The organism is Mesorhizobium sp. P170090 (genome assembly GCF_057786115.1).
In genome coordinates this window covers 5,226,156-5,247,114 of the sequence record NZ_JBYNWH010000001.1, presented here as the reverse complement: position 1 = coordinate 5,247,114, position 20,959 = coordinate 5,226,156, and the positions used below count along the sequence as shown (strand labels likewise).

Here is a 20,959-nt window from a genome sequence, read left to right as displayed (position 1 = left end):
GACCGGGAAAAGCAACCAGCCAACAGGGACATCCCGATGAGCCGAAAGAGACCGACCGTCGCCGATCTGCGCGCCATGAAGGGCAAGCGCCAGCTGACCATGCTGCGCGTCCTGACCATGGACGAGGCCGAGGCTGCCGAGCGGGCAGGGGTCGATATCGTCTCGGTGCCGCCCGAGCTGGTGCTCAACCCTGAGTATCGCGATGCGGCGCCCAGCCTGTTCACCATGCCGGGCGAGAATTTTTATGAGATCGGCACGGCGGACGATTTCCTGCGCTGGGCGTTCCGGCTCTACAAGGCCGGCGCCGACGCCGTTTATTGCAGCGCCGGTTTCGCCACCGTGAAGCGGCTCGCCGACGACGCGATCCCCGTCATCGGCCATGTCGGCCTCATTCCGTCCCGCGCCACCTGGACCGGCGGCTTCAAGGCCGTCGGCAAGACCGCCGACACCGCCATGCAGATTTTTGAGGCGGTCAAGCAGTATGAGGCCGTTGGAGCTCTCGGCGCCGAGATCGAAGTGGTGCCGATCGAGGTGGCGAAGGCGATCTCGGAACGGACCTCGCTGATCATGCTGTCGATGGGTGCGGGCACCGGCTGCGACGCGCAATATCTGTTCGCCGACGATATTCTTGGCCAGAACCGGGGCCACATGCCGCGCCATTCCAAGGTCTACCGCAACTTCGCCGCCGAGTACGATCGCCTGCAGGCCGAACGCGTCGCGGCGTTTTCCGAGTACGTTGCCGACGTCGATAGCGGCGCCTATCCGGAAGACAGGCATGTCGTGCGCATGGATCCGGCCGAGCTCAGCCTGTTCATGAAACGGGTGGACGCAAAGGGCTGACTACTCGGCCTCCTTGCCGATCATCGCTGCACCTTGCCATGTTCCGTCAGCGAGCATGGCATGGAGCACCTCGGCATCCGTTCCCAGCGGCCGGTCCTCCCTGAGCATCGCTACATGCGCGCGCACCGCGGTATGGACCGCTGCTGTGCCGGGCGCCAGCTTGAGACCGTCGCGCAGGTCCACGGCCTGTGCGGCGGCCATCAGTTCGAAGGCGATCAGCCGTCGCCACAGCGCGATCATCCCGGCGCATTTCGACACGGCAAGCGGCGTCTGCGTGGCGTGGTCCTCTACGCCTTCGGACACGGCCAGGAAATCCAGCATCACCGGATTGGCCTTGTGGCGGATGCCGGCCAGGATTGCCGTTGCGGTCTTTTGCAGCGGCACGAAACCGGCCGAGGCGCCGCCGACCGGTGACAAATATTTTGGCAGGCCGTTGCGGCCGGAGCCGGCGAGCTGGATGAAGCGGGCAACGCTTGCCGCGGCACATTGCGCGATCGCCAGGCCGAGCGTCTCGAAGGCAAGCGCCAGCGATGCGGTGTGGAAATTGCCGGTCGACAGAACCAGCCCGTCATCGCCCAGCACCAGCGGATTGTCGGCGGCGGCATTGAGTTCGATCTCCAGCGCCAGCCGCGCCTGATCGATCGCCTGGATCAATGCACCATGGATCGACGGCATGCAGCGGATCGACAACGGGTCCTGCAAGGTGGTCGGCGCCGGCTCCTCGTCACGGGCAAGCAGGTCGCGCAGGCCCTTGGCCGCGAGTTGCTGGCAGGCTGCCGGCCGCGCCAGATGCAGGCGCGGATCGAGGATGGTGCGGTTGGCGCCAAACCCTTCCATGGTCAGCGCGCCGGCCTGCTGCTGTTGCGCAAAGGCCGACAGCGCGTCGGCCAGTACCAACGCGCCAGTGCCGGCTGATACCGCCGAGGCGTTGATCAGCGACAGGCCGTCTTTCGGCGCCAGGCTGATCGGAGCCAACCGCGCCATCATCAACGCCTTGGCCGCCGGCATGCGCCGACCCTGATAGTCAGCTTCGCCGTCGCCGGTCAGCAGACGGGCGAGCGCCGCCATCAGCACGAGATCGCCGGCGCCGATCGAGCCCAACTGCGGCATTACCGGATGCACGCCTGCATTGAGCGCATCGACAAGGGCGGTGAAAGCCGCCGGCGAAATGCCGGAGCCGCCGACTGCCAGCATCGCTGCGCGCGCAAGCATGGTCGCCCGCACCGCCTCTTGGGGCAACGGTTCGCCGACAGCGCCGCTTCGCCCTTCCAGCAACTGGCGCTGGAAGGCGCTGGCATCGCCCTCGACCGATGTGCCGAGATTGGCGCCGAGCCCGGTGTTGAGCCCATAGATTTGCTGACCGGACGCGGCGACCTGATCGAGCACTTTTCGCGCTTTGTCGAGCCTCTCGATGACTGTCGGTTCAACCTCGACCTTGCGGCCGCCGCGGGCGACCTGCGCAACGTCCTCGACGCTGACGCCGGCGCCGGTGAGGACGAGCGCGCTCATGCGAAGCGCAGCCTCTGGCCGATGCCTTTATCAGCAGCCTTGGCCAGCATCGCCTTGCCCAGCGCAATGTCGGACAGCGACAGGCCGCGATGCCAGAACAGGATCGTCTCGTCGTCGCTCTGGCGTCCCGGCTTGAGACCGGCAGCGATCTGGCCGAGCTCGGCGTGCAGCGTCGCTTCGCCCAGCCGCCCGGTCTCGACATGGGCGCGCAGCGAGCCGAACTTGCCGCCTTTGCACTGGCCCCAGTCGTCGACGACCATTTTCTGCATGATGTCGGTCAATGACAGCTCCACCGCGCTCATCGTACCATAGGGCACGACCAGCGCACCGGGCTTGATCCATTCGGTCTTGAGCAGCGGCTGCGGCTCCGGCAGCCGCGAGGCCTCGACGACGATGTCGGCGCCCTTGACGCAGCTCTCCCAGTCGGCAACCGCGGTAACTTTCTTGCCGAGATCGGCCGAGAGTTTGGCAGCGAAGCCGTCGCGGCTTTTCGGGCGGCGCGAATGAACGCGGATCTCGTCGAAGTCGAAGAGATGGTCGAGCAGGCGGACATTCCAATAGGCGGTGCCACGTGCGCCGATATGGGCCAGCACCTTGGAGTTCTTGCGCGCCAGATGTTTGGCGCCGATAGCGGTGACGGCGCCGGTGCGCATGTCGGTGATGACGGTGGCGTCGAGAATGGCGCGCGGCGTGCCGGTGCGCGGATCGAACAGGTTTAGAATGCCAAATTCTGAAGGGAGCCCGTGCAGATAATTGTCGACATAGTCGCCGACGATTTTCACGCCCGCCGTATCGAGCGGCGCAACGTAGCCGCGCAGAACGTTGAAATGGCCATGGAAGGAAGGGTCGGGTTCAAGATGGACGCGCGGCTCGATCACCGTCTGGCCATTGCCTTGCGCGATAAGCCCGGCTTCGACAGCGGCAATGATTTCGCCGTCGGTCATCTCCAGGGCTTCGATATCTAGGGCATTGAGGTAGTCGATATAGATAGGCTTCATGCAATGTCCTTGGCCGCCCGCCCATCCATAACAGGCTGCGAGCCGACACGGAAGTTTGTTGGATAAGCTCTGGACGGGGCCAGCCATATGCTGTTCAACGCGGTTCGCTATGACTGCCGTTCCCGACACCGAGGCCTCCGCCGCAACCGCCAGCAATGCGCGGCGCGTGGCGTTGATCGTTGCCATCGCGTTTTTCATGCAGCTGCTGGATTCGACGATCATCTCGACCTCGCTGCCGCAGATGGGACAATCCTTCGGCGTGACGGCGGTGGCGATGAGCATCGGCATCACCGCCTACATGCTGACCATGGCGGTGTTCGTGCCGCTGTCGGGCTGGCTTGCCGACCGCTTCGGCGCGCGCAACATCTTCCTGCTGGCGATTGTGCTGTTCACGCTGGCCTCGCTGGCCTGCGGCTTCTCGCAAAATCTGCCTCAGTTCGTTGCCGCCCGTGTCGTGCAAGGCCTGGGCAGCGCGCTGATGACGCCGGTCGGGCGCATTCTGGTGCTGCGCAATGCGTCGAAGTCGGAGCTGCTCAACGCCACGGCGCTGATCACCTGGCCGGCGTTGTTTGCGCCCGTGGTCGGGCCGGTGCTTGGCGGCTTCATCACAACCTATCTCTCCTGGCACTGGAATTTCTTCATCAACATCCCGCTTGGGCTGGTCGGGCTGGCGCTGGTCGCGCGCTTCATTCCGGGCGACCGCGCGGCCGATCCCAAGCCGCTGGATTGGCCGGGGTTTTTCCTCACGTCGCTGGGGCTCGCGCTGCTGCTCTACGGCCTTGAGCGCATCGCACATCCGGAAGACGGCGCTTTGCCCGCCGTGCTGCTGATTGCCGCCGGCATCGTCATCGGCTGGCTGGCGGTGCGGCATCTCCGGCGCGCGCCGCATCCGCTGCTCGATCTCAGCGCGTTCAGGGTGCAGACCTTCGCCATCTCGACGCTTGCCGCCGGCACCATTTTTCGCGTGGCGATCAACGCCACGCCGTTCCTTTTGCCGCTGCTGTTTCAGGTCGGCTTTGGCCTTTCGCCGGTCGATGCCGGCTTGATGATCCTGGCCTATTTCCTCGGCAATCTCGGCATGAAGACGGTGACGACGCCGACGCTGCGGCGCTTTGGTTTTCGCACGGTCATGGTCGTCAACGGCCTGATCGCCTCGGCCTCGATCATGGCCTGCGCGGCGATCTCGCCGGAGACGCCGCAGGCGCTGGTGGTAGCGCTGATGCTGATCGCCGGCCTGACGCGCTCGATGCAGTTCACAGCGCTGAATACTCTGGCCTTCGCCGATATCGATGCGGCGCAGCGCAGCTCGGCGGCAACTTTGTCGTCCATGCTGCAGCAGATGTCGATGCTGTTCGGCGTAGCGGTGGCGGCTGCCATTCTGAACCTGTCGCAGATCGTCAGGCACCGGCCGGCGCTCGACCTCGTCGATTTTCGCATCGCCTTCCTGGTCATCGGCGCCATCGGGCTGGCGGCGGCGTTGCGGTTCCTCGTGCTGCCGCCCGGTGCAGGCGCCGAAGTTTCAGGCCACATGACCAGGACCTGAATTCGCGATTTTCGCCGCTCAGGCGGCAATTAATTGCGCCTTGTGCTTTCGCCTCAGAACGGCACCTTCGCGCATACACGCAATGGCGCAACGGAATGCCAAAAGCGCAGCCTTTTCCTAGGATTGCGCCAGTTCTAGCAATCGGTGCGTCCACTGGAAGATTATCACTGCCAACGGGCGTTCCGAGCGCGGATTCATTTGACGAAGCGGCGCCGAGCCGATTAGCTTTCTTCGGAAGGGGTGGCAGAGCTGCCATCGGGGCGAATGCAGACATGAACACGATTGGCTGGCCAAATGTCAGGAGCCTGAATCAGGAAGGCATTGTCTTTGCCATCGCCGTGGTGCTGTTCGTCGCCGCTGCCATTGGGCTGCCTGGTTTCATCGCTGCCAACAATCTCGTTGCCATCGTCCGCTCGGTGTCGGTGCTGGGCATTTTGGCGCTCGGCATGGCGGTCGTCATAATCGGCAGGGGCATCGACCTGTCGGCGGTGGCGATCATGGCGATGTCGGTCGCCTGGTATCTACAATTGCTCAACGCCGGAACGCCTGATGGGCTCGCCTTCGCCTATGTGCTGGCAGGCGTGCTCGCCATCGGCCTGCTCAACGGTTTTCTCGTCGCCTATGCCGACGTGCCGGCGATCTTCGTGACGCTGGCGACCGGCTCCTTCGTCTTCGGCTATGTCCGCTCGCAACTGATCACACAGGATGCGGTGCCGGTGCCTCAGGGCCATTGGGTGGAGTTGCTCGGCGGCCTGCGTTTCCTCGACATTCCGATCGAAGTGTTCGTCTTCGCCGGGCTCGCCTTCCTGTTCTTCCTGTTCCTGCGCTACACCAAATGGGGCCGCTACATCTATTTCGCCGGCGACAATTCGGTCGCCGCGCGCAACATCGGCATTCCGGTGCGGCCAATGCTGGTGCTGCGTTATGTGGTTTCGGCCTTTGTCGCGCTGATCGCCGGCCTGCTGACGGCGTCGAGCCTGCATTCGATCAACACCCGCATCGTCAACTCGACGCTGCTCTATGACATCGTGCTGGTGGCGGTGATCGGCGGCATCGGCCTTTCCGGCGGGCGGGGCGGGGTGCGCAATGTGCTGGTGGGCGCTGCACTGATCGGCATCCTGTCGAACGCGATGACCATCATCGACATTCCGCTGCTCTATCAAAACCTGATCAAGGCGGCGATCCTGCTCGGAGCCATCATCGTCGACGGCATCATCAATCCGCGTGACGAACAGACCGCGCAGCAGGGCGACATCTAAGGGGTACCCGACCGGGTCATGCCGACCGGCCGGCAATAAGTGAAAAACAGAGGATGTGACATGAAACTGATCAGAACACTGATGGCGGCCGCCACGGCGCTTGCCGCTACCGCCTTCGTCGCGCCGACCTTCGCCGCCGACGATCCGGGCCCGGCCGCATACGCGCAGGCGCTCAAGGGCAAGCGCGTCATGCTGGTGCCGCTGGCGATGGGCTTCGACCTTGCGCAGGGCTGGTCGCACTATCTGAAGACGGAAGTCGAGGCCTGGGGCGGCACCTTCGAAACACGCGATCCGAACTGGGTCGTCGATGCCGGTGCACAGGCGATCACCGACGCGATCTCGTCCGACACAAGGCCGGACGTGTTGATCATCCATGCGCCGGACCTCAACTCCTATTCCAAGCTGATGAAGAAGGCACAGGCCGCCGGAACCTACGTCATACTGGTCGACAACCCCGCCAACTTCCCGGCCGACGCCTTTGTCGGCAGCGACTGGGACCGGCTTGGCCAGCTCGAAGCCGAAGCGGCGATCAAGGGCTGCGGCGAGAACTCGTCGAAGAAGATCGGCCTTGTGCAGGGTGATCAGGCCAACTCGTCCAGTCTCTACCAGTATGCCGGCATCATGAAGGTGCTGGAGAAGCACCCCGACTTCAAAGTCGTGGCCAAGCCCGACTCCAACTGGGATCCGACGACGTCGCGCAACGTGACGACGACAATGCTGCAGCAGAACCCCGACATCTGCTCGATCATCGACTTCTGGGATGGTGACGCCACCGGCGCATCCGCCGCCATCCGCGACGCCAAGCTCGACGGCAAGGTCTTTTTGGTCACCACCGGCGGCGGCGAGAAGGCGGCCGATTGCGACAAGCTGCAGGACGGCACCTATGGCGCCGTTGTCATGACAGACCTTGCCCGCCAGTCCGGCGACATGAACGCTATCATCAAGTTCCTGCTGCAGAGCGGCCAGCCGGCCGGCACGTCGCACACCTACATCTACACGCTGGAGAAGGCTACGACCAAGGCCGACCTGAAGCCCGACAGCTGCTGGGACCTGAAGGCGCTGCAGGCCGAAGCGGCGGCGAAGTAAGCCGCGCTTTTCGACTGAAATAAACGAGGTGACTGGACAATCCGGTCACCTCGTTCCCTCATGGAATAGCAGCCGCCGATGTCCTTTCGCGAACGCCTCCAGTCCTGGCGCTACAATCTCGTGCCCGACCATCTGGTCGGCGAGATCCTGACAAAACGCTGGACCGACAACGCCATTCCGTTCCTGGCGCTGGTGGCGACGCTCAGCGTGTTCGGCTCGATCATTCCCGGCTTCTTCAAGCTGACCTCGCTGCAGGAATCGACCCGCCAGCTCGGCGAGTTCTCGATGGTAGTCACCGGCATGACGGTGGTGATGCTGGGCGGCGGCATCGACCTGTCCGTCGGCTCGATCTTCGCGCTGTCCTGTTTCTCCGCCGTCTATGTCTTCTTCATTCTCGAACAGTCTATCTGGCTGGCGCTGGCGGCATCGCTCGCCACCGGCCTGATCTTCGGCGCCGTCAACGGCTACCTCGTCGGCTACCTCAGGCTGCGCGCCTTCCTCACCACCCTGGTGACGTTCATCTTCGGCCGGGCGCTGTTCGATATTCTCGTCACCACCTATGCCGCCGACGTGCAGCTTTCCCAGGCGACATCGGATGTGCTCGACTTCATCGGCGACAGCACCTTCTGGGGGCTTTCGGTCTCGGTGTGGCTGGCGATCATTCTTGCCATCGTCACCCATATCGCGCTGACGCGCTCACGGCCGGGCTGGCATGTGCTGGCGGTCGGAGGCTCCAGGCGCTCGGCGCACAATGCCGGCATTCGCGTGCGCCGCACCGTGTTCATGACCTATGTCTTTTCCGGCTTCTGCGCCTCGATCGGCGGCTTCCTGATCGCTTGCCGCCTGAGTGGGGCAGGGCCGGGCACCGGCCTCAACCTTGAGATCATGGCGCTGACGGCGGCGGTGGTCGGCGGCGTCAGCTTGGGTGGTGGCCGCGGCTCGGTCATCAAGGGGCTGATGGGCGCCATCATCGTGCTGACCATGACCAACGGGCTGATCCGGCTGGGCTATGGCACCGGCACCAACCAGATGGTGCTGGGCATCATGCTGGCGGTGGCGGTGACGATCGACATCCGCTGGCTGAAGAACCGCCATAAGGTGCTCAACGAAGTCTATGTCGCGCCGGTCTATCTCAAGATGGGCGAGACACAGTCTGCGGTGCCGGGCTCAGGCACGCCCTACGCGCTCGACAACCGGCTGTCGGCGGCCGACCATATCGGGCTCGGCGAGTTGGAAGGGCCGGAAGACGTCATCCTCGACCGCGACGATCACCTCTATTGCGGCACGCGCCATGGCGAGATCGTCCGCTTCTTCGCGCCGGACTATATGAAATCGGAGGTGTTTGCCCATATCGGCGGCTTTCCGCTGGGCCTGGCCTTCGACAAATCGGGCAATCTGATCAGCTGCGTCGGCGCCATGGGGCTCTATTCCGTCTCGCCGGATCGGGATGTGAAACGCCTGTCGGCGGAGACGTCGCGTTCCTGGACCTCGATCGTCGACGATGCGCGGCTGCGCGACCCCAACGATTGCGACATCGCGCCGGACGGGCGGATCTATTTCACTGACTCCACCAAGCGCTATGACGCCCACGATTGGGCGCTGGACTCGATCGAGAACCGCGCCACCGGCCGGCTGCTGGTTTATGACCCGAAGGACGGTTCGACGAAGACACTGCTCGACGGCTACCGCTACACCAATGGCGTGTGCATGGCGCATGACTGGAAGTCGCTGTTCTTCGCTGAGAGCTGGGCCTGCCGTGTGCATCGATACTGGCTGGAAGGGCCGAAAGCAGGCACCGCCGAATGCGTCATCCGCGACATGCCGGGCTATCCCGACAACATCAACCGGGCGTCGGACGGCAATTACTGGATGGCATGGCTCGGCATGCGCACGCCGAGCTTCGACCTGTCGCTGCGCCATCCCGATATGCGCAAGCGCATGACGCGCCGGCTGCCGCAGGACGAGTGGCTGTTCCCCAACATCAATACCGGCGGCGTGGTGAAATTCAACGACAAGGGCGGCATTGTCGAGGCGATGGGCGACCTTACCGGCGGCGCGCATCCGATGGTCACCTCGATGCGCGAGCACAAGGGTTTCCTGTTCGTCGGCGGCATCCTTAACAACCGCATCGGCCGCTACAAGATTGCGGGCGCCGACCCGAACTGGACCAGTTCCGCTTCTTATTGGGGAGCGAAGCCATGATCCTCGATCCTGTGCTCGACCTGTTTCGTGGCAAGGCGGTGACCATCCCACCGCTCGACGGTGCCTTCCGTCCCAACACGCGGCTGGACGAGGCGCCAGTGTTCGCCGATTTGACGGAGCCCGACAATCTTCTGGTTGCCGATGGCCGGCTGCTCGTTTCCAGCGGCAATGCGGTATATTCGCTTGCCGCAGGGGTGGAGCCGAAGGTTGTCGGGACCTTTCCTTCCCCCATCACGGCGCTGGCTCTATCACTGTCGGGCGAACTGACGGTGGGGTTGGAAAGCGGCAAGCTGCTGGTTGCCGGCAAGGAGGTTTCGCTGCCGGCCGGCGTCAGCTGCATCACCGCGCTTGCCTATGCAGACGACGGCACGTTGTGGCTGGCCAATGGCTCGGCTGAGCACACGCCGTCGCAATGGGCCGCCGACCTGATGAAGAAGGGCGCGTCCGGTTCGCTTTGGAGGCGGGACGCGGCCGCCGCCGAGTTCCGCAAAGTGGCCGGCGATATCGCCTTTCCCTATGGGCTGCATCCCATTGGGCGGGATGTGCTGGTCAGCGAAAGCTGGCGCCATCAGCTCGTTCGCTTCGATGGTGCGACCGGTAGCCGCTCGACCGTGCTGACGCATCTGCCCGGCTATCCCGCGCGCCTCGCGCCGGCCGGCGATGGCGGCGCGTGGCTGGCTCTGTTCGCGCCACGCAACCGGCTGATCGAATTCGTTCTCCAGGAAACCCACTATCGGCGCGACATGCTAGACCAGGTGGCGCCGGCCTACTGGATCGCGCCGGCTTTGGCCTCCAATCGCAGCTTCCTCGAACCGCTGCAATGCGGCGGCATCCGCACCATGGGCATCCACAAGCCCTGGTCGCCGAGCCGCTCCTATGGGCTGGTGGTCAGGCTCGATCAGAACATGCAGCCGCAATTCAGCCTGCACAGCCGCGCCGACGGCACGCGCCATGGCATCTGCAGCGTGGCGGAAACGGACGGCCGCCTGTTCATCGCCTCCAGGGGCGGCGATTGCGTGCTGGCCATCGACGCAGGAGGTCTCTGATGGAACCGATCGTGCGCCTGGAAAATGTCACCAAGAACTATCGCGGCGTGCCCGCGGTCAGACAAGTCAGCTTCGAACTGCGCAAGGGCGAAATCCACGCGCTGCTCGGCGAGAACGGCGCCGGCAAATCCACGCTGACCAAGATCATCGCCGGCGTCGTCGACGCCACCTCAGGCAAGATGTTCCACAAAGGCCGCGAGATCGCTTATGCGTCGCCGCATGCGGCGCTCGAGGCCGGCATCGCCATGGTGTTCCAGGAGACCAGCCTGGTGCCGTCGATGACGGTGGCGCAAAACCTCTATCTCGGCACCGAAAAATTCCTCAACCGGCTGCGCGGCACCTACATTTCGGCGCAGCAGTTTTTGCAGTCGCTGAACTTTCCGGTCGACCCCAACGCCATGGTGGCGACGCTGGGCGCGGCCAAGCGTCAGATGGTCGAGATCGCGCGCGCCGTTCACCACAATGCCGAGATCATCATCTTCGACGAGCCGACGGCGACGCTGACGCCGGAGGAGAAGCGGCACTTCTTCGCGCTGATCCGGCGGCTGAAGGCGAACGGCGTCTCGATCGTCTTCATCAGCCATGCATTGGAAGAGGCGCTGATGATCGCCGACCGCATCACAATCCTGCGCGATGGCGAGCTGGTCATAACCGACGACACATCGGCCTTCGATCGCGACAAGATCGTCGCCGCCATGGTCGGGCGTACACTGTCGGGACAGATCTATCGCCAGCGCGACGAGGCCAGGCTGCGCAAGGCCGGCAAGAAGGTGCTGTCGGTGCAGGACATTTCGATGAGCAATGTCGTGCGCAACACCTCCTTCTCGATCTTCGAGGGACAGATCACCGGCGTGTTCGGGCTGATCGGCTCCGGCCGCACCGAGACCTTCAAGATCGTCTCCGGCATCTACAAGCGCGATTTTTTGCGCGGTGGCGCGATTGAACTCGACGACAGGCCGGTGCGCTATCTCGTGCCCAGTGAGGCGGTCGCCGACGGCATCGTCTATGTTACCGAGGACCGCAAGAGCGAGGGCATTTTCGAGACGATGGGCATCGCCGAGAACCTGTTCGGCGGGCTGCTGGCGGCGGGCCGCGAAAAGGCCTGGGTGATCAACCAGCAGGAGATGCGCACGCTTTCCGCTGAATGGACGAAGACGCTGAACATCAAGGCGATCAACGACAATGCCCGCGTGGTCGAGCTTTCCGGCGGCAACCAGCAAAAGGTGGTGATCGGCAAGGGGCTGGTGCAGCAGCCGCGTATCGTGATCTTCGACGAGCCGACGCGCGGCGTCGATGTCGGCGCCATCGCCGAGATCCACCAGATCATCAACCGGCTGGCCGACGAGGGATTGGCCGTCGTCGTTATCTCGTCCTACCTGCCGGAAATCATGAACCTGTCGGACCGGATTCTGGTGTGCCGGCAGGGCCGTATGGTCGAGGAGTTTTCGCCCGCCGAGGCGACGGAGGAGAAGATCATGTATGCGGCGGTTCATTAGGTTTCTGGTCGGTGTTTGAGGGTGCGCATAGGTCGCCAATTGGCGAAGGCCTCAGCGCCTTCGTCATCCTCGGGTCTCCGCGACGGCGCTTCGCGCCTGCTTCGCCCGTGAATGACGAAGCTGAGATGCTTCGGCCAATCGCCATGGTTCTGTCAGCATCAAAAACTGAATCGGAATAGCCGGTTAGCCGCCCTTGCTCGAGACCTGATTCAACCACCTGATCCACCGATTCAACGAAAGGAAACGCCATGGCCGCCACAAAACTCCTCAGCGATGCTGAGGTCGAAAAAATCCCGGTTGCGAAGGCTGTGTTCGATGACATCCGCGCGACGCGCAAATCGGATTTCGTCAACAATTTCTGGCGTGGGCTCGCCAACGATCCGGCCTTGCTGAAACGGACATGGGACCAGGTGAAGGTGGTGATGGCCACGGAGAGCGCCATCGACCCGCTGACCAAGGAAATGATCTATATCGCGGTGTCGACCGCCAATGGCTGCTCCTACTGCGTCCACTCGCATACGGCAGCTGCCCGCGCCAAAGGCATGACCGATGCGCAGCATGGCGAGATGGTGTCGATCATCGGGCTGGCCGGGCAGACCAACCATCTGGTGACTGCGATGCAGATTCCGGTCGATCCTGAGTTTGAAGTGAAGTGAGGGGCGGCTTTCGCTTCTCCCCTGTGGGAGAATGGAAAGCGTGCGCTATGCCGGTCTGTAAACCTTCTCTGCTGTATTCCAAAAGATATCCGCTTCCGCCACCGGACCGTGCTTCGCCACGGCTGCACGATGCGCCTTGATCAGTTCGGCGTGGCTGGTCCAGAGCTTCTCTATCGGGAAGTTGGAGCCGAACATCAGGTGGTCAGCGCCCAGAATGTCGATCGCATTGTCGACGATGTAGGCAATCAACGCCGGATCGTTGCGGTGGGCGAAGGTGCCGAGGCCCGACAGCTTGGCGTAGAAGTTCGGCGCTGTTGATAGCGTACTCAGGCCGGCTTTCCAGGCCTCGGTGGTTTCCGGCTCCATGCCGGTCAGCATGCCGGCATGGGTGAGGATGAAGTTGATCTGCGGGTTCTCGCCGACCAGCGTCAGCCCGTCCTTCATCTGGGCAGGGAAAAGCTGCAGGTCGAAGGACAGGCCATAGTCTTTAAGCCGCGCGACATTGGCCCGCACCTTGGGGTCGATGACCTGATCGGCCGAGGCAGCGAAGCGGAAGGCCGGCGTCTCGTGCCAATGCAGCTGCATGCGCACGCCGCGCAGCAGCGGGTACTTTTTCAATCGATCGATCTGGGGCCGGACATCGTCGACAGTCATATCGGTATAGCCGACGATAGCGTGCGGCCAGCCGGTCTCGTCGGCAGTCTTCTGCAGGAAGGCGACTTCTTTTTCGAAATCCTCCTTGGCCCAGTTGGTCTGGACATAGACGGCCTTCTCGACACCTGCGCCTTGCTGATCGGCGAGAAATTCCTCGATCGGATAGTCGCGGCGGATCGGCTCGTAGGGGCCGAAAATGCGCGGCACCATCGGCCCGACCAGCCAGGGCTGATCCTGCTGGCGCCAGATGTGGAAATGCGCGTCGATGGCTTTCTGCATCACGATACCCTTTTCCAGATTGCGGACGCCGCCGTGGCCGGGCGGGCGAGCGACAGGATGAAATCGGTGAGACTCCCGAGCGACGAGCCGTCGATGAGATCGTCGAGATCGGGCAAGATGGCGCGCAACGCCGCCGTTGCCGGCTGGAAGCGCGGATCGCCGGCCAAAGGTGTGGCCAGCGACAGGCGAAAGGCGCGGGCGCTCAGGCGGCGTATCGCGGTCTCGAGATCGGCATGGTCGCCGCGCTCCAGCGCGTCCGACAGGATGATCACAGCAGCGCCGCGGGCGAAGGCTGAGAAACGGGGCACCGAGAGGAAGGCGAGCAGGGTCGGTCCCATGCGCGTGCCGCCGTCCCAGTCGTCTACGAGTGCCGCCGCTCGGGCGAGAGCCTGGTCGCGATCGCGGATACGCAGTGCGGACGTGATTCGGGTGAGCTGCGTGCCGAAGGTGAAGATTTCGGCACGGTCAGCACCTTGTACGGCGGCGTGAGCCAATTTGAGATAATCCGATGTATGCAGCTTCATCGAGCCGGAGACGTCGATCAGGATCAGCAGTTTGCGCGGCACCGTCTGGCGGCGGCGGAGCTGCGGCGAGGGGATATCGCCATCGGCGGTGACGATTTCCCTGAGCGAGCGGCGCAGATCGAGCTTGCCACGCGAATGGGTGCGCACGGTGCGGAATGAGCGGCGCGCGGGGAGGGCTGAAGCGAGCTTGCGGCGAAAGGCGGTCAGCCTGTCATCGTCACGCTGAAAATCGCGCGTGCTCAGTTGCTCCAGGCCCGACGACAGATCGCCGCCTTTCTCCTGGCGCGTGGTCTGTTTCTCCTCCTGGCGCGTGCCGTGATCGTCTTTGATGCGGGTTTCCTCGTCTTCCTCGCCTTCGATCGAGGGTTGGCCATCGCCATGGAAGTGATTGCGAAAATGCGCCTCGAATTCGCCGCGGCGATCGGGCGGGGGGGCAAGCGTTGCGAGCGCCGCCTCGCGGATGTCGGCCATCGAGCGGGGACCGAGCAGGGTGACCGCCTGCATGAAGCTGGAGACCTGCTCGGGGGCGACGGCAAAGGCGTGGCGGCGCAGCAGCCGGGCGAAGTGGAGGAAGGGCGCGGAGGCGAGAGGAAGGGTTCCCTGACGCATCATTCCTTCGCGCCCCCCTCTGTCCTGCCGGACATCTCCCCCACAAGGGGGGAGATCAGCAGCTTTGGCGCTTCGGTTCTTTCTGCGCCGCTGGAGATTGGCGAAAGCCAGGATGACGGCTGATCTCCCCCCTTGTGGGGGAGATGTCCGGCAGGACAGAGGGGGGCGCTGTCCCGCCAGCGTTGCAGAGTGCCCAGGTGAGGCCACCTCGCTATGAACGAGCTGTTGACCTCACACGTCACCCCAGCGCCTCCTCGACAATCTGGCCAAGCTCCGGCGCGATCGCGGACAAATCCTCCTCGTCCTTGATAAGCACACCGATGGCTCGGCGGAAGGCTTGCGGCCATGGGCTGCCGCCTTTCTCCAGTATGGTGGCGGCGTTGGCCCATTCTACGGCCTCGGAGATGCCGGGCGGCTTGGCCAGCGGGCGGACGCGGATCTCCTGCACAGCGGCCGCCACGGCGCGGGCGGTGGTCTCGGCGACATCGCCGGCGCGCAGCATGATGATGGCGGCTTCGCGCTCGGCGTCGGGATAGCCGATCCAGTGATAGACGCAGCGCCGACGCAGCGCCTCCGCCAGTTCGCGGGTGCGGTTCGAGGTCAGGATGACGATCGGCTGCGCTTCGGCGCGGATCGTGCCGCGCTCGGGGATGCTGATCTGGAAATCGGAAAGGAATTCGAGAAGCAGCGCTTCGAACTCATGATCGGATCGGTCGATCTCGTCGACCAGCAGCACGCGCTGCCGGGGCGCTCGCAGCACTTGCAGAAGCGGCCGGGCGATCAGAAAGCGGTCGTCATAGATGTCGACCTCGTGCTCGCCGGCATGGCGGATGGCGAGCAACTGGCGCTGGTAGTTCCATTCATAGAGCGCGTGTGCTGCGTCGATGCCTTCGTAGCATTGCAGCCGGACCAGATCGCGGCCGAGGGCTTCGGCGATGGCCTTCGCTGCTTCGGTCTTGCCGACGCCGGGCGCCCCTTCGAGCAGCAACGGTTTGCCCAGCCGTATCGCCAGGAAGATCGCGGTTGCGAGGCTGTCGTCGGCGAGATAACGCGACGCAGCGAGATGCTGTGCCACCGCCTCCGGCGAGGTCGCGACAGTCTCGGCATTCGGCTCCTGCATGTCGTCCTCAGTTCGCCGCTTGCGCCTTCAGCGCGCGCAATATGCGCTCCGGTGTGATCGGCAGCGTGTCGATGCGCACGCCGACGGCGTCGAAGACGGCATTGGCAACCGCGGGGATCTGCGGGTTCGCGCACATTTCGCCTGGCCCTTTGGCACCGTAAGGACCATCCGCCGACGGCCGCTCCAGCACGATGATCTCGGTTTGGGCGAGATCGCCCGGTCCCGGCATCAGATACTGGTTGAAGTCGGTGCCGCCATGGTCGCGGTTGGGATAATAGGGCTCGGTCGTTTCGTAGAGCGCGTGGCTGATGCCCATCCAGGAACCGCCGACCAGTTGCTGCTCGACCATTTTCGGGTTCAGCGCGCGGCCGATCTCAAAGACGTTCTTCACGGTCAGCACCGTAACCTCGCCCGTCTCGTCATCGACCTCGACTTCGGCCACCGTGCAGGCATGGGCGTAGCAGGTCGACGGCTTCATCGCGCCGGTCTCTTTCTCCGGATAGGAGCGCGGGATCAGGAACATGCCGCGCCCGGATATCGAGCGCCCGCGCTTGAAATGCGCCGACAAGGCGACATCGAAGATCGAGATCGACTTTTGCGGCGCGCCCTTGACCAGAATATTGCCCTGGCCGTCAGTCTCAAGGTCGGAAGCGTTGACCTCCAGCTCTTCCGCCGCCACTTCCAACATCACCTGGCGCGCTTCCTTGGCCGCCTGGATGACGGCATTGCCGGCGCGGTGGGTGCCGCGCGAGGCGAAGGTACCCATGCAGTGCGGGCCGGTGTCGGTGTCGGCGGTGTCGATGGTGACCCGGTCGGTCGGCACGCCGATGGTCTCGGCGCAGATCTGCGCCATGATCTGCTTCAGGCCCTGGCCGAGATCGACCGACGAAAGTGTGACCATAAAATTGCCGGTCGGCGTCGAATGCACCAGCGCCTGCGTCGGGTCGCCGCCAAGGTTCATGCCCGTCGGGTAGTTGATCGCGGCGACGCCGCGTCCGCGCCTTATCGCCATCTCAAGCTCCCTTCGTGTAGGAGGACATCGCCATATACTTCTCCGCCACAGGCCAGTTGGCGGCGCGCGACGCCTCCTGCATGCACTCGATCAGCGCCGCACCTTCGGTCGGCTGGCGGTGCGCCTTCATGTCGCCGTCGCGATAGGCGTTGATGAAGCGGAATTCGAGCGGGTCCATGCCGATCAGCCGCGCCAGCTTGTCCATCTGCACCTCAAGCGCGAAGTCGCCGATGGTGACGCCGAAGCCGCGCATGGCGGAGGAGGGCGTGCGGTTGGTGTAGACGCAGTAGGTGTCGATCCAGACATTGGGAATGGTGTAGGGGCCGGGATAGTGCGCCGCACCCTTCTGCGCCCCGTAAGGCGAGTGGCGCGAATAGGCGCCGGCATCGGTATAGCCGGCCACCTTGCGCGCAACGATGCGGCCATCGTTCATCACGCCGTCCTTGATGATTATCTTTTCGGCGGCGCGGGGTGAGGAGATCTGCATCTCCTCTTCGCGGCTGTAGATGAAGGAGACGGGACGTCCTGTCAGCTTGGCGCCAAGAATGGCGATCGGCTCGACGATGACGTCGACCTTGCCGCCAAAGCCGCCGCCGACAGTGCCGCCGACGAAATGCAGTTTTGAGCCGGGCATCTGCAGGATGATCGAGGCGTTGTCGAGGGTGAAGAACATCGCCTGGGTGTTGGTGTAGCAGGTGAAGCGGTCATTGCCTTCCGGCACCACGACGCAACCCGTGGTCTCGGTCGGCGCATGCTCGATCGGCGAGGATTGATAACTCTGTTCCAGGATGTGGTCGGCGCCAGCGAAGCCCGCCTCGGCATCGCCGAAGCGCACCTTGCGGCATTCGCCGCTGTCATAGAGGTAATAATTCTGGCCGTGATATTCGTTGACCAAAGGCGCGCCGGGCTTCAGCGCTTCTTCCATGTCGAAGACGGCCGGCAGCACCTCATAATCGACCTTGACCTTGGCTGCCGCTTCCTGAGCCGCGCGCTCGGTCTCGGCCAGCACCGCCACCACGGCCTCGCCCTTCCAGCGCACCTTGCCGTCGGCCAGCACCGTTTCGTCTTCCGGTCCGACCTGGATCAGGATCAGGATGGTGTAGACATTGTGCGGCACATCCTTGGCGGTGAGGATTTTCACCACGCCGGTATGCTTCTCCGCTTCGGCAGTGTCGATCGAACGGATGCGGGCATGGTGGTGCGGACTGCGCACCATTTTCAGGTGAAGCATATTCGGGAAGTTGCGGTCGGCGAAATAGGCGGTCTTGCCCGTCACATGTCCCGGCGAATCCAGCCGAGGCCGCCCATGGCCGATCTCGTGCAGGCCGTCCTTGCGCTGATCGGCGAAATAGTTTTTGCGCAGTTCCATTCTTTTGGTCCTTAGGCCGCGTTCTGCGAATTGGCTCGGGCCGCGGTCAGCACCGCCTGGATGATCGGCTCGTAGCCGGTGCAGCGGCAGATATTGCCGGACAGCGCCTCGACCACATCCTCGCGGCTCGGATTAGGCGTGTGGTCAAGCAGCACCTTGGCGGCCATGATCATGCCCGGCGTGCAGAAGCCGCATTGTGTGGCGAAGGCGTCGAGGAAGGCACGCTGCAGCGGATGCAGGACGCCGGCCTCAGCGAGGCCCGATGTGGTGCGAATGTCGGCGCCGCCGCAGGTCTCGGCCAGCGTCAGGCAAGAGAGCCGGAGTTCGCCGTCGATGATGACCGAACAGGCGCCGCAGGTGCCCTGGTGGCAGCCGCCCTTGGGCGAGGTGTCGCCGATCTTGTCGCGCAGCGCGTGCAGCAGCGTCGTGCCGCTGTCGACAAATTCGGCCTTCTCCGAGCCGTTGAGCGTGAACTGAACCGGAACCTTTGCCATGTTTTCCTCCCAGCGCGCCTGCCCGGTTGATCGGACAGACGCGCGCCCCCCAAGCGGTGGTTAAGTAAGCAGCAGCCGGCCGAGATGGACCGGCAGAACCTCGGCGCGATACCAGGCGCTGGCGATCGGGTCGGTGATTGGCGAGGTGCCTTCACCGGCTGCAGCCAGCGCCGCTGCGACGCCGTCCTGCTCGAGCCTGCTGCCGATCAGTGCCTTTTCCGCAGCACGGGCGCGCATCGGCCGGTCTGCCATGCAGCCGAGCGCGATCCGCGCCGAGGAGACAGTGCCGTCGCCGGCCTGTTCGAGAACGGCGGCGATGCTGAGCACGGAGACGCCCTTCGGCTTGACCCGCGACACTTTCAGGAAGCGGAAATTCTCGGCCTTCGGCAGTGCGAAGGCGACTGATGTGACGATGGCGCGGCTGTCGTCCCGCCTGGCCAGAAAATCCTCGATAGGCAATTCCCCATCATCGGTGCCGACCGTCGCATCCAACGCCAGCAGGGCGACAGCGAAATCACCGTAGGGCGCGGGTGCGAACAGATTGCCGCCGACAGTCGCCATATTGCGGATTGCCGGGCCGCCGACGGCGCGTGCGGCCTTGGACAGCGCCGCAAGCTCCGGATGGCGGGCGATAGCCGCCATCGTCACCGAAGCGCCTATGCGGACCTTGCCGCCGGCAACGGTGATCCCGGAGAGGGTCGGATCGGTCGAGCGGACGAGGCCGGTGACGGAGACATCGCCTTCATTGGCGGCGCGCACGACCAGCGTGCCGCCGCCGAGATAGCGGGTGCCGGGCGCCTTCAGCGCCGCGTTGGCATCCCTGACGGCCGAAAAGGTCTGGAGGGCAAGCGCCATGGCAGTCTCCCTGGTTCAGCTCTGGCCAGAAAAATGGCTCTTCAACGCATTGAAGCCACCCTGGAAGACATTGGCGGCCATGCCGGCGGCGATCTTGTCGGCCTCTTCGGGCGCCGCGTCGAAGCTCGCGGTCCATTCGGCATAGGTGCGATCGCCGTCGGTCACGCGGCGCAATTGCAGCGTCGCCTTGTGATTGGTCAGCGGCTGCGGCGTCTCCAGGATGGAGTAGCTGACGCGGAAATTCGCATCGGAGAAGTCGAGCAGTTGTTCGCGGATACGCGCGCCGCTGGCGAGCTCGAAATTACGCACGCAGCCGATGGTTTCGGCGCTCTTGCCGTCTTCGATATGGCTCTTGACCATGCGCGGATGCCAGCCCGGCAGGCCGTTGAAGTCGCGTATGCGCGCCCAGACCTTTTCGACCGGCGCGTCGATGACGCTGGAGACGGTGACTTCGGCCATATGATCATTCCCCTACGAATTCGATACGCAGCAGGGTAGGGCGGCGGCCGGTGCTGCGCTTATCAATGGGTCTTGCGGCCCTATCAAGGAGTCTGAAAAACGAACGGCCCGTTCAGGCCATGGCACGCGCCGCTTCGCGGTAAAGCGTCGGCGGCACGCCGACATGGTCGCGGAAGAAGCGCGAGAAATTGCCCTGGGTGGTGAAGCCGAGATTGCAGGCGACCGAGATCAGCGGTTCCTGCGACCACTGCAGCTGCCGCACGGCTTCCTCCATGCGCAGCGTGTTCCAGTAGACATTGGGCGTCAGATTGGTCTGTTCCTTGAATAAAGCAAAGAAGTGCGGCCGCGACAGGCCGACGCTGCGGGCGACGTCGTCGAACGAGATGCGTTCGCAGACATTGGCCTTCATCAGCTGGATTGCCTTGCGGACGCGGAAATCCTGCATTGTGTTGACCCGGATCCGCGCCTCCTGCGGCGCCGAGGCGTCGGCGGCGTCGAGCAGGCTATCGATGAAGCGCTCGATCTCGTAATTGGCGACGTCGTCGATGCTTTCATTATCGCTCAAATGGTCGAGCAGGTTGGCGGCGGCCTGGTGCAGCCAGGGTTCGAGCGTGATCGCAGCCTGTGCAAACAACGGCGCCGACGAAGGCAGGTCGCGGCGCCGGCGCGCCCAATCCGGATCGATGTAGAAAGCGAGGAACAGGCCGGGCCTGCCGTTCTGCGACAGAATGTGGCTGTGCGGCTGGTAGGAATTGATGCCGGCGGCGGTGCCGGGACCCAGCGGCACCGTCTCGCGGCCGACGGTCATCTCGCCGGCCGTGCCCTCCAGCCAGATGATGATGTGGGCCTCGACATGCGCATGGGTGACGAAGTCGCTGGCGACATTCAGGACAGAAACATGTCCGAACCGGCCCCAATAGAGCCTGATCGCGTCCGTCATGGGTTATAC

At 64.0% G+C, this 20,959-nt stretch carries 19 protein-coding genes; 8 read left to right on the top strand and 11 right to left on the bottom strand.

Annotated features, from left to right (window positions below):
- Positions 1 to 36 precede the first annotated feature (36 nt).
- Positions 37 to 840: a 3-methyl-2-oxobutanoate hydroxymethyltransferase gene (locus AC3EML_RS25405; protein WP_023682254.1), complete on the top strand. Its 804-nt coding sequence runs from the start codon at positions 37 to 39 to the stop codon at positions 838 to 840.
- On the opposite strand, the gene AC3EML_RS25400 is transcribed toward AC3EML_RS25405, so the two are convergent.
- Both AC3EML_RS25400 and AC3EML_RS25395 read right to left on the bottom strand, forming a co-directional pair.
- Positions 841 to 2,349: an HAL/PAL/TAL family ammonia-lyase gene (locus AC3EML_RS25400; RefSeq protein ID WP_023815628.1), complete on the bottom strand. Its 1,509-nt coding sequence runs from the start codon at positions 2,347 to 2,349 to the stop codon at positions 841 to 843.
- A complete protein-coding gene (locus AC3EML_RS25395) occupies positions 2,346 to 3,347 on the bottom strand; it encodes an ornithine cyclodeaminase family protein (RefSeq protein ID WP_023829197.1) in 1,002 nt (333 codons plus the stop codon). Before AC3EML_RS25395 ends, AC3EML_RS25400 begins: the two co-directional genes overlap by 4 nt.
- 109 nt (positions 3,348 to 3,456) lie before the next feature.
- Here AC3EML_RS25395 and AC3EML_RS25390 point away from each other — a divergent pair, with 109 nt between their 5' ends.
- The 7 genes from AC3EML_RS25390 to AC3EML_RS25360 all read left to right on the top strand — a co-directional run bounded on the left by AC3EML_RS25390 (position 3,457) and on the right by AC3EML_RS25360 (position 12,635).
- Positions 3,457 to 4,890 carry a DHA2 family efflux MFS transporter permease subunit gene (locus AC3EML_RS25390; protein WP_352521548.1) on the top strand — a complete coding sequence of 478 codons (1,434 nt, stop codon included), beginning with the start codon at positions 3,457 to 3,459 and terminating at the stop codon, positions 4,888 to 4,890.
- Between the two features lie 272 nt (positions 4,891 to 5,162).
- Positions 5,163 to 6,149 (top strand): ABC transporter permease, encoded by a 987-nt coding sequence (locus AC3EML_RS25385; protein WP_023817888.1) that lies wholly within the window; start codon positions 5,163 to 5,165, stop codon positions 6,147 to 6,149.
- A gap of 60 nt (positions 6,150 to 6,209) precedes the next feature.
- Positions 6,210 to 7,235 carry a sugar ABC transporter substrate-binding protein gene (locus AC3EML_RS25380; RefSeq protein WP_023668177.1) on the top strand — a complete coding sequence of 342 codons (1,026 nt, stop codon included), beginning with the start codon at positions 6,210 to 6,212 and terminating at the stop codon, positions 7,233 to 7,235.
- A gap of 78 nt (positions 7,236 to 7,313) precedes the next feature.
- Complete coding sequence (locus tag AC3EML_RS25375) at positions 7,314 to 9,437, top strand: ABC transporter permease (RefSeq protein WP_352521550.1); 2,124 nt, start codon at positions 7,314 to 7,316, stop codon at positions 9,435 to 9,437.
- Positions 9,434 to 10,483: an SMP-30/gluconolactonase/LRE family protein gene (locus tag AC3EML_RS25370; protein WP_023729421.1), complete on the top strand. Its 1,050-nt coding sequence runs from the start codon at positions 9,434 to 9,436 to the stop codon at positions 10,481 to 10,483. Before AC3EML_RS25375 ends, AC3EML_RS25370 begins: the two co-directional genes overlap by 4 nt.
- Complete coding sequence (locus AC3EML_RS25365) at positions 10,483 to 11,979, top strand: sugar ABC transporter ATP-binding protein (protein ID WP_023714820.1); 1,497 nt, start codon at positions 10,483 to 10,485, stop codon at positions 11,977 to 11,979. The genes AC3EML_RS25370 and AC3EML_RS25365 overlap by 1 nt, the downstream gene beginning before the upstream one ends.
- 248 nt (positions 11,980 to 12,227) lie before the next feature.
- Positions 12,228 to 12,635, top strand: coding sequence for a carboxymuconolactone decarboxylase family protein (locus AC3EML_RS25360; RefSeq protein ID WP_023725431.1), 408 nt, complete (start codon positions 12,228 to 12,230; stop codon positions 12,633 to 12,635).
- A 45-nt stretch (positions 12,636 to 12,680) separates the two neighbouring features.
- On the opposite strand, the gene AC3EML_RS25355 is transcribed toward AC3EML_RS25360, so the two are convergent.
- From AC3EML_RS25355 to AC3EML_RS25315, 9 genes are all read right to left on the bottom strand, one after another.
- On the bottom strand, positions 12,681 to 13,568 hold the full coding sequence (locus tag AC3EML_RS25355; protein ID WP_023687944.1) for an amidohydrolase family protein: 888 nt from the start codon (positions 13,566 to 13,568) through the stop codon (positions 12,681 to 12,683).
- Positions 13,568 to 14,704, bottom strand: a complete 1,137-nt coding sequence (locus AC3EML_RS25350) for a vWA domain-containing protein (RefSeq protein WP_023804918.1) — start codon at positions 14,702 to 14,704, stop codon at positions 13,568 to 13,570. Before AC3EML_RS25350 ends, AC3EML_RS25355 begins: the two co-directional genes overlap by 1 nt.
- A gap of 235 nt (positions 14,705 to 14,939) precedes the next feature.
- Complete coding sequence (locus tag AC3EML_RS25345) at positions 14,940 to 15,821, bottom strand: AAA family ATPase (RefSeq protein ID WP_352522025.1); 882 nt, start codon at positions 15,819 to 15,821, stop codon at positions 14,940 to 14,942.
- Positions 15,822 to 15,828: 7 nt separating this feature from the next.
- Positions 15,829 to 16,833 carry a xanthine dehydrogenase family protein molybdopterin-binding subunit gene (locus AC3EML_RS25340; RefSeq protein WP_023699673.1) on the bottom strand — a complete coding sequence of 335 codons (1,005 nt, stop codon included), beginning with the start codon at positions 16,831 to 16,833 and terminating at the stop codon, positions 15,829 to 15,831.
- 1 nt (position 16,834) lies between these two features.
- Positions 16,835 to 18,202 (bottom strand): xanthine dehydrogenase family protein molybdopterin-binding subunit, encoded by a 1,368-nt coding sequence (locus AC3EML_RS25335; protein WP_352522026.1) that lies wholly within the window; start codon positions 18,200 to 18,202, stop codon positions 16,835 to 16,837.
- A gap of 11 nt (positions 18,203 to 18,213) precedes the next feature.
- Positions 18,214 to 18,696 carry a (2Fe-2S)-binding protein gene (locus AC3EML_RS25330; protein WP_023673043.1) on the bottom strand — a complete coding sequence of 161 codons (483 nt, stop codon included), beginning with the start codon at positions 18,694 to 18,696 and terminating at the stop codon, positions 18,214 to 18,216.
- A 60-nt stretch (positions 18,697 to 18,756) separates the two neighbouring features.
- The gene (locus AC3EML_RS25325) at positions 18,757 to 19,551 is read right to left on the bottom strand and encodes an FAD binding domain-containing protein (protein ID WP_023687950.1); all 795 of its coding nucleotides are present in this window, start codon (positions 19,549 to 19,551) and stop codon (positions 18,757 to 18,759) included.
- A gap of 15 nt (positions 19,552 to 19,566) precedes the next feature.
- Positions 19,567 to 20,010: an SRPBCC family protein gene (locus AC3EML_RS25320; protein ID WP_352522027.1), complete on the bottom strand. Its 444-nt coding sequence runs from the start codon at positions 20,008 to 20,010 to the stop codon at positions 19,567 to 19,569.
- A gap of 112 nt (positions 20,011 to 20,122) precedes the next feature.
- Positions 20,123 to 20,950, bottom strand: coding sequence for an AraC family transcriptional regulator (locus tag AC3EML_RS25315; protein WP_023673046.1), 828 nt, complete (start codon positions 20,948 to 20,950; stop codon positions 20,123 to 20,125).
- Positions 20,951 to 20,959 lie beyond the last annotated feature (9 nt).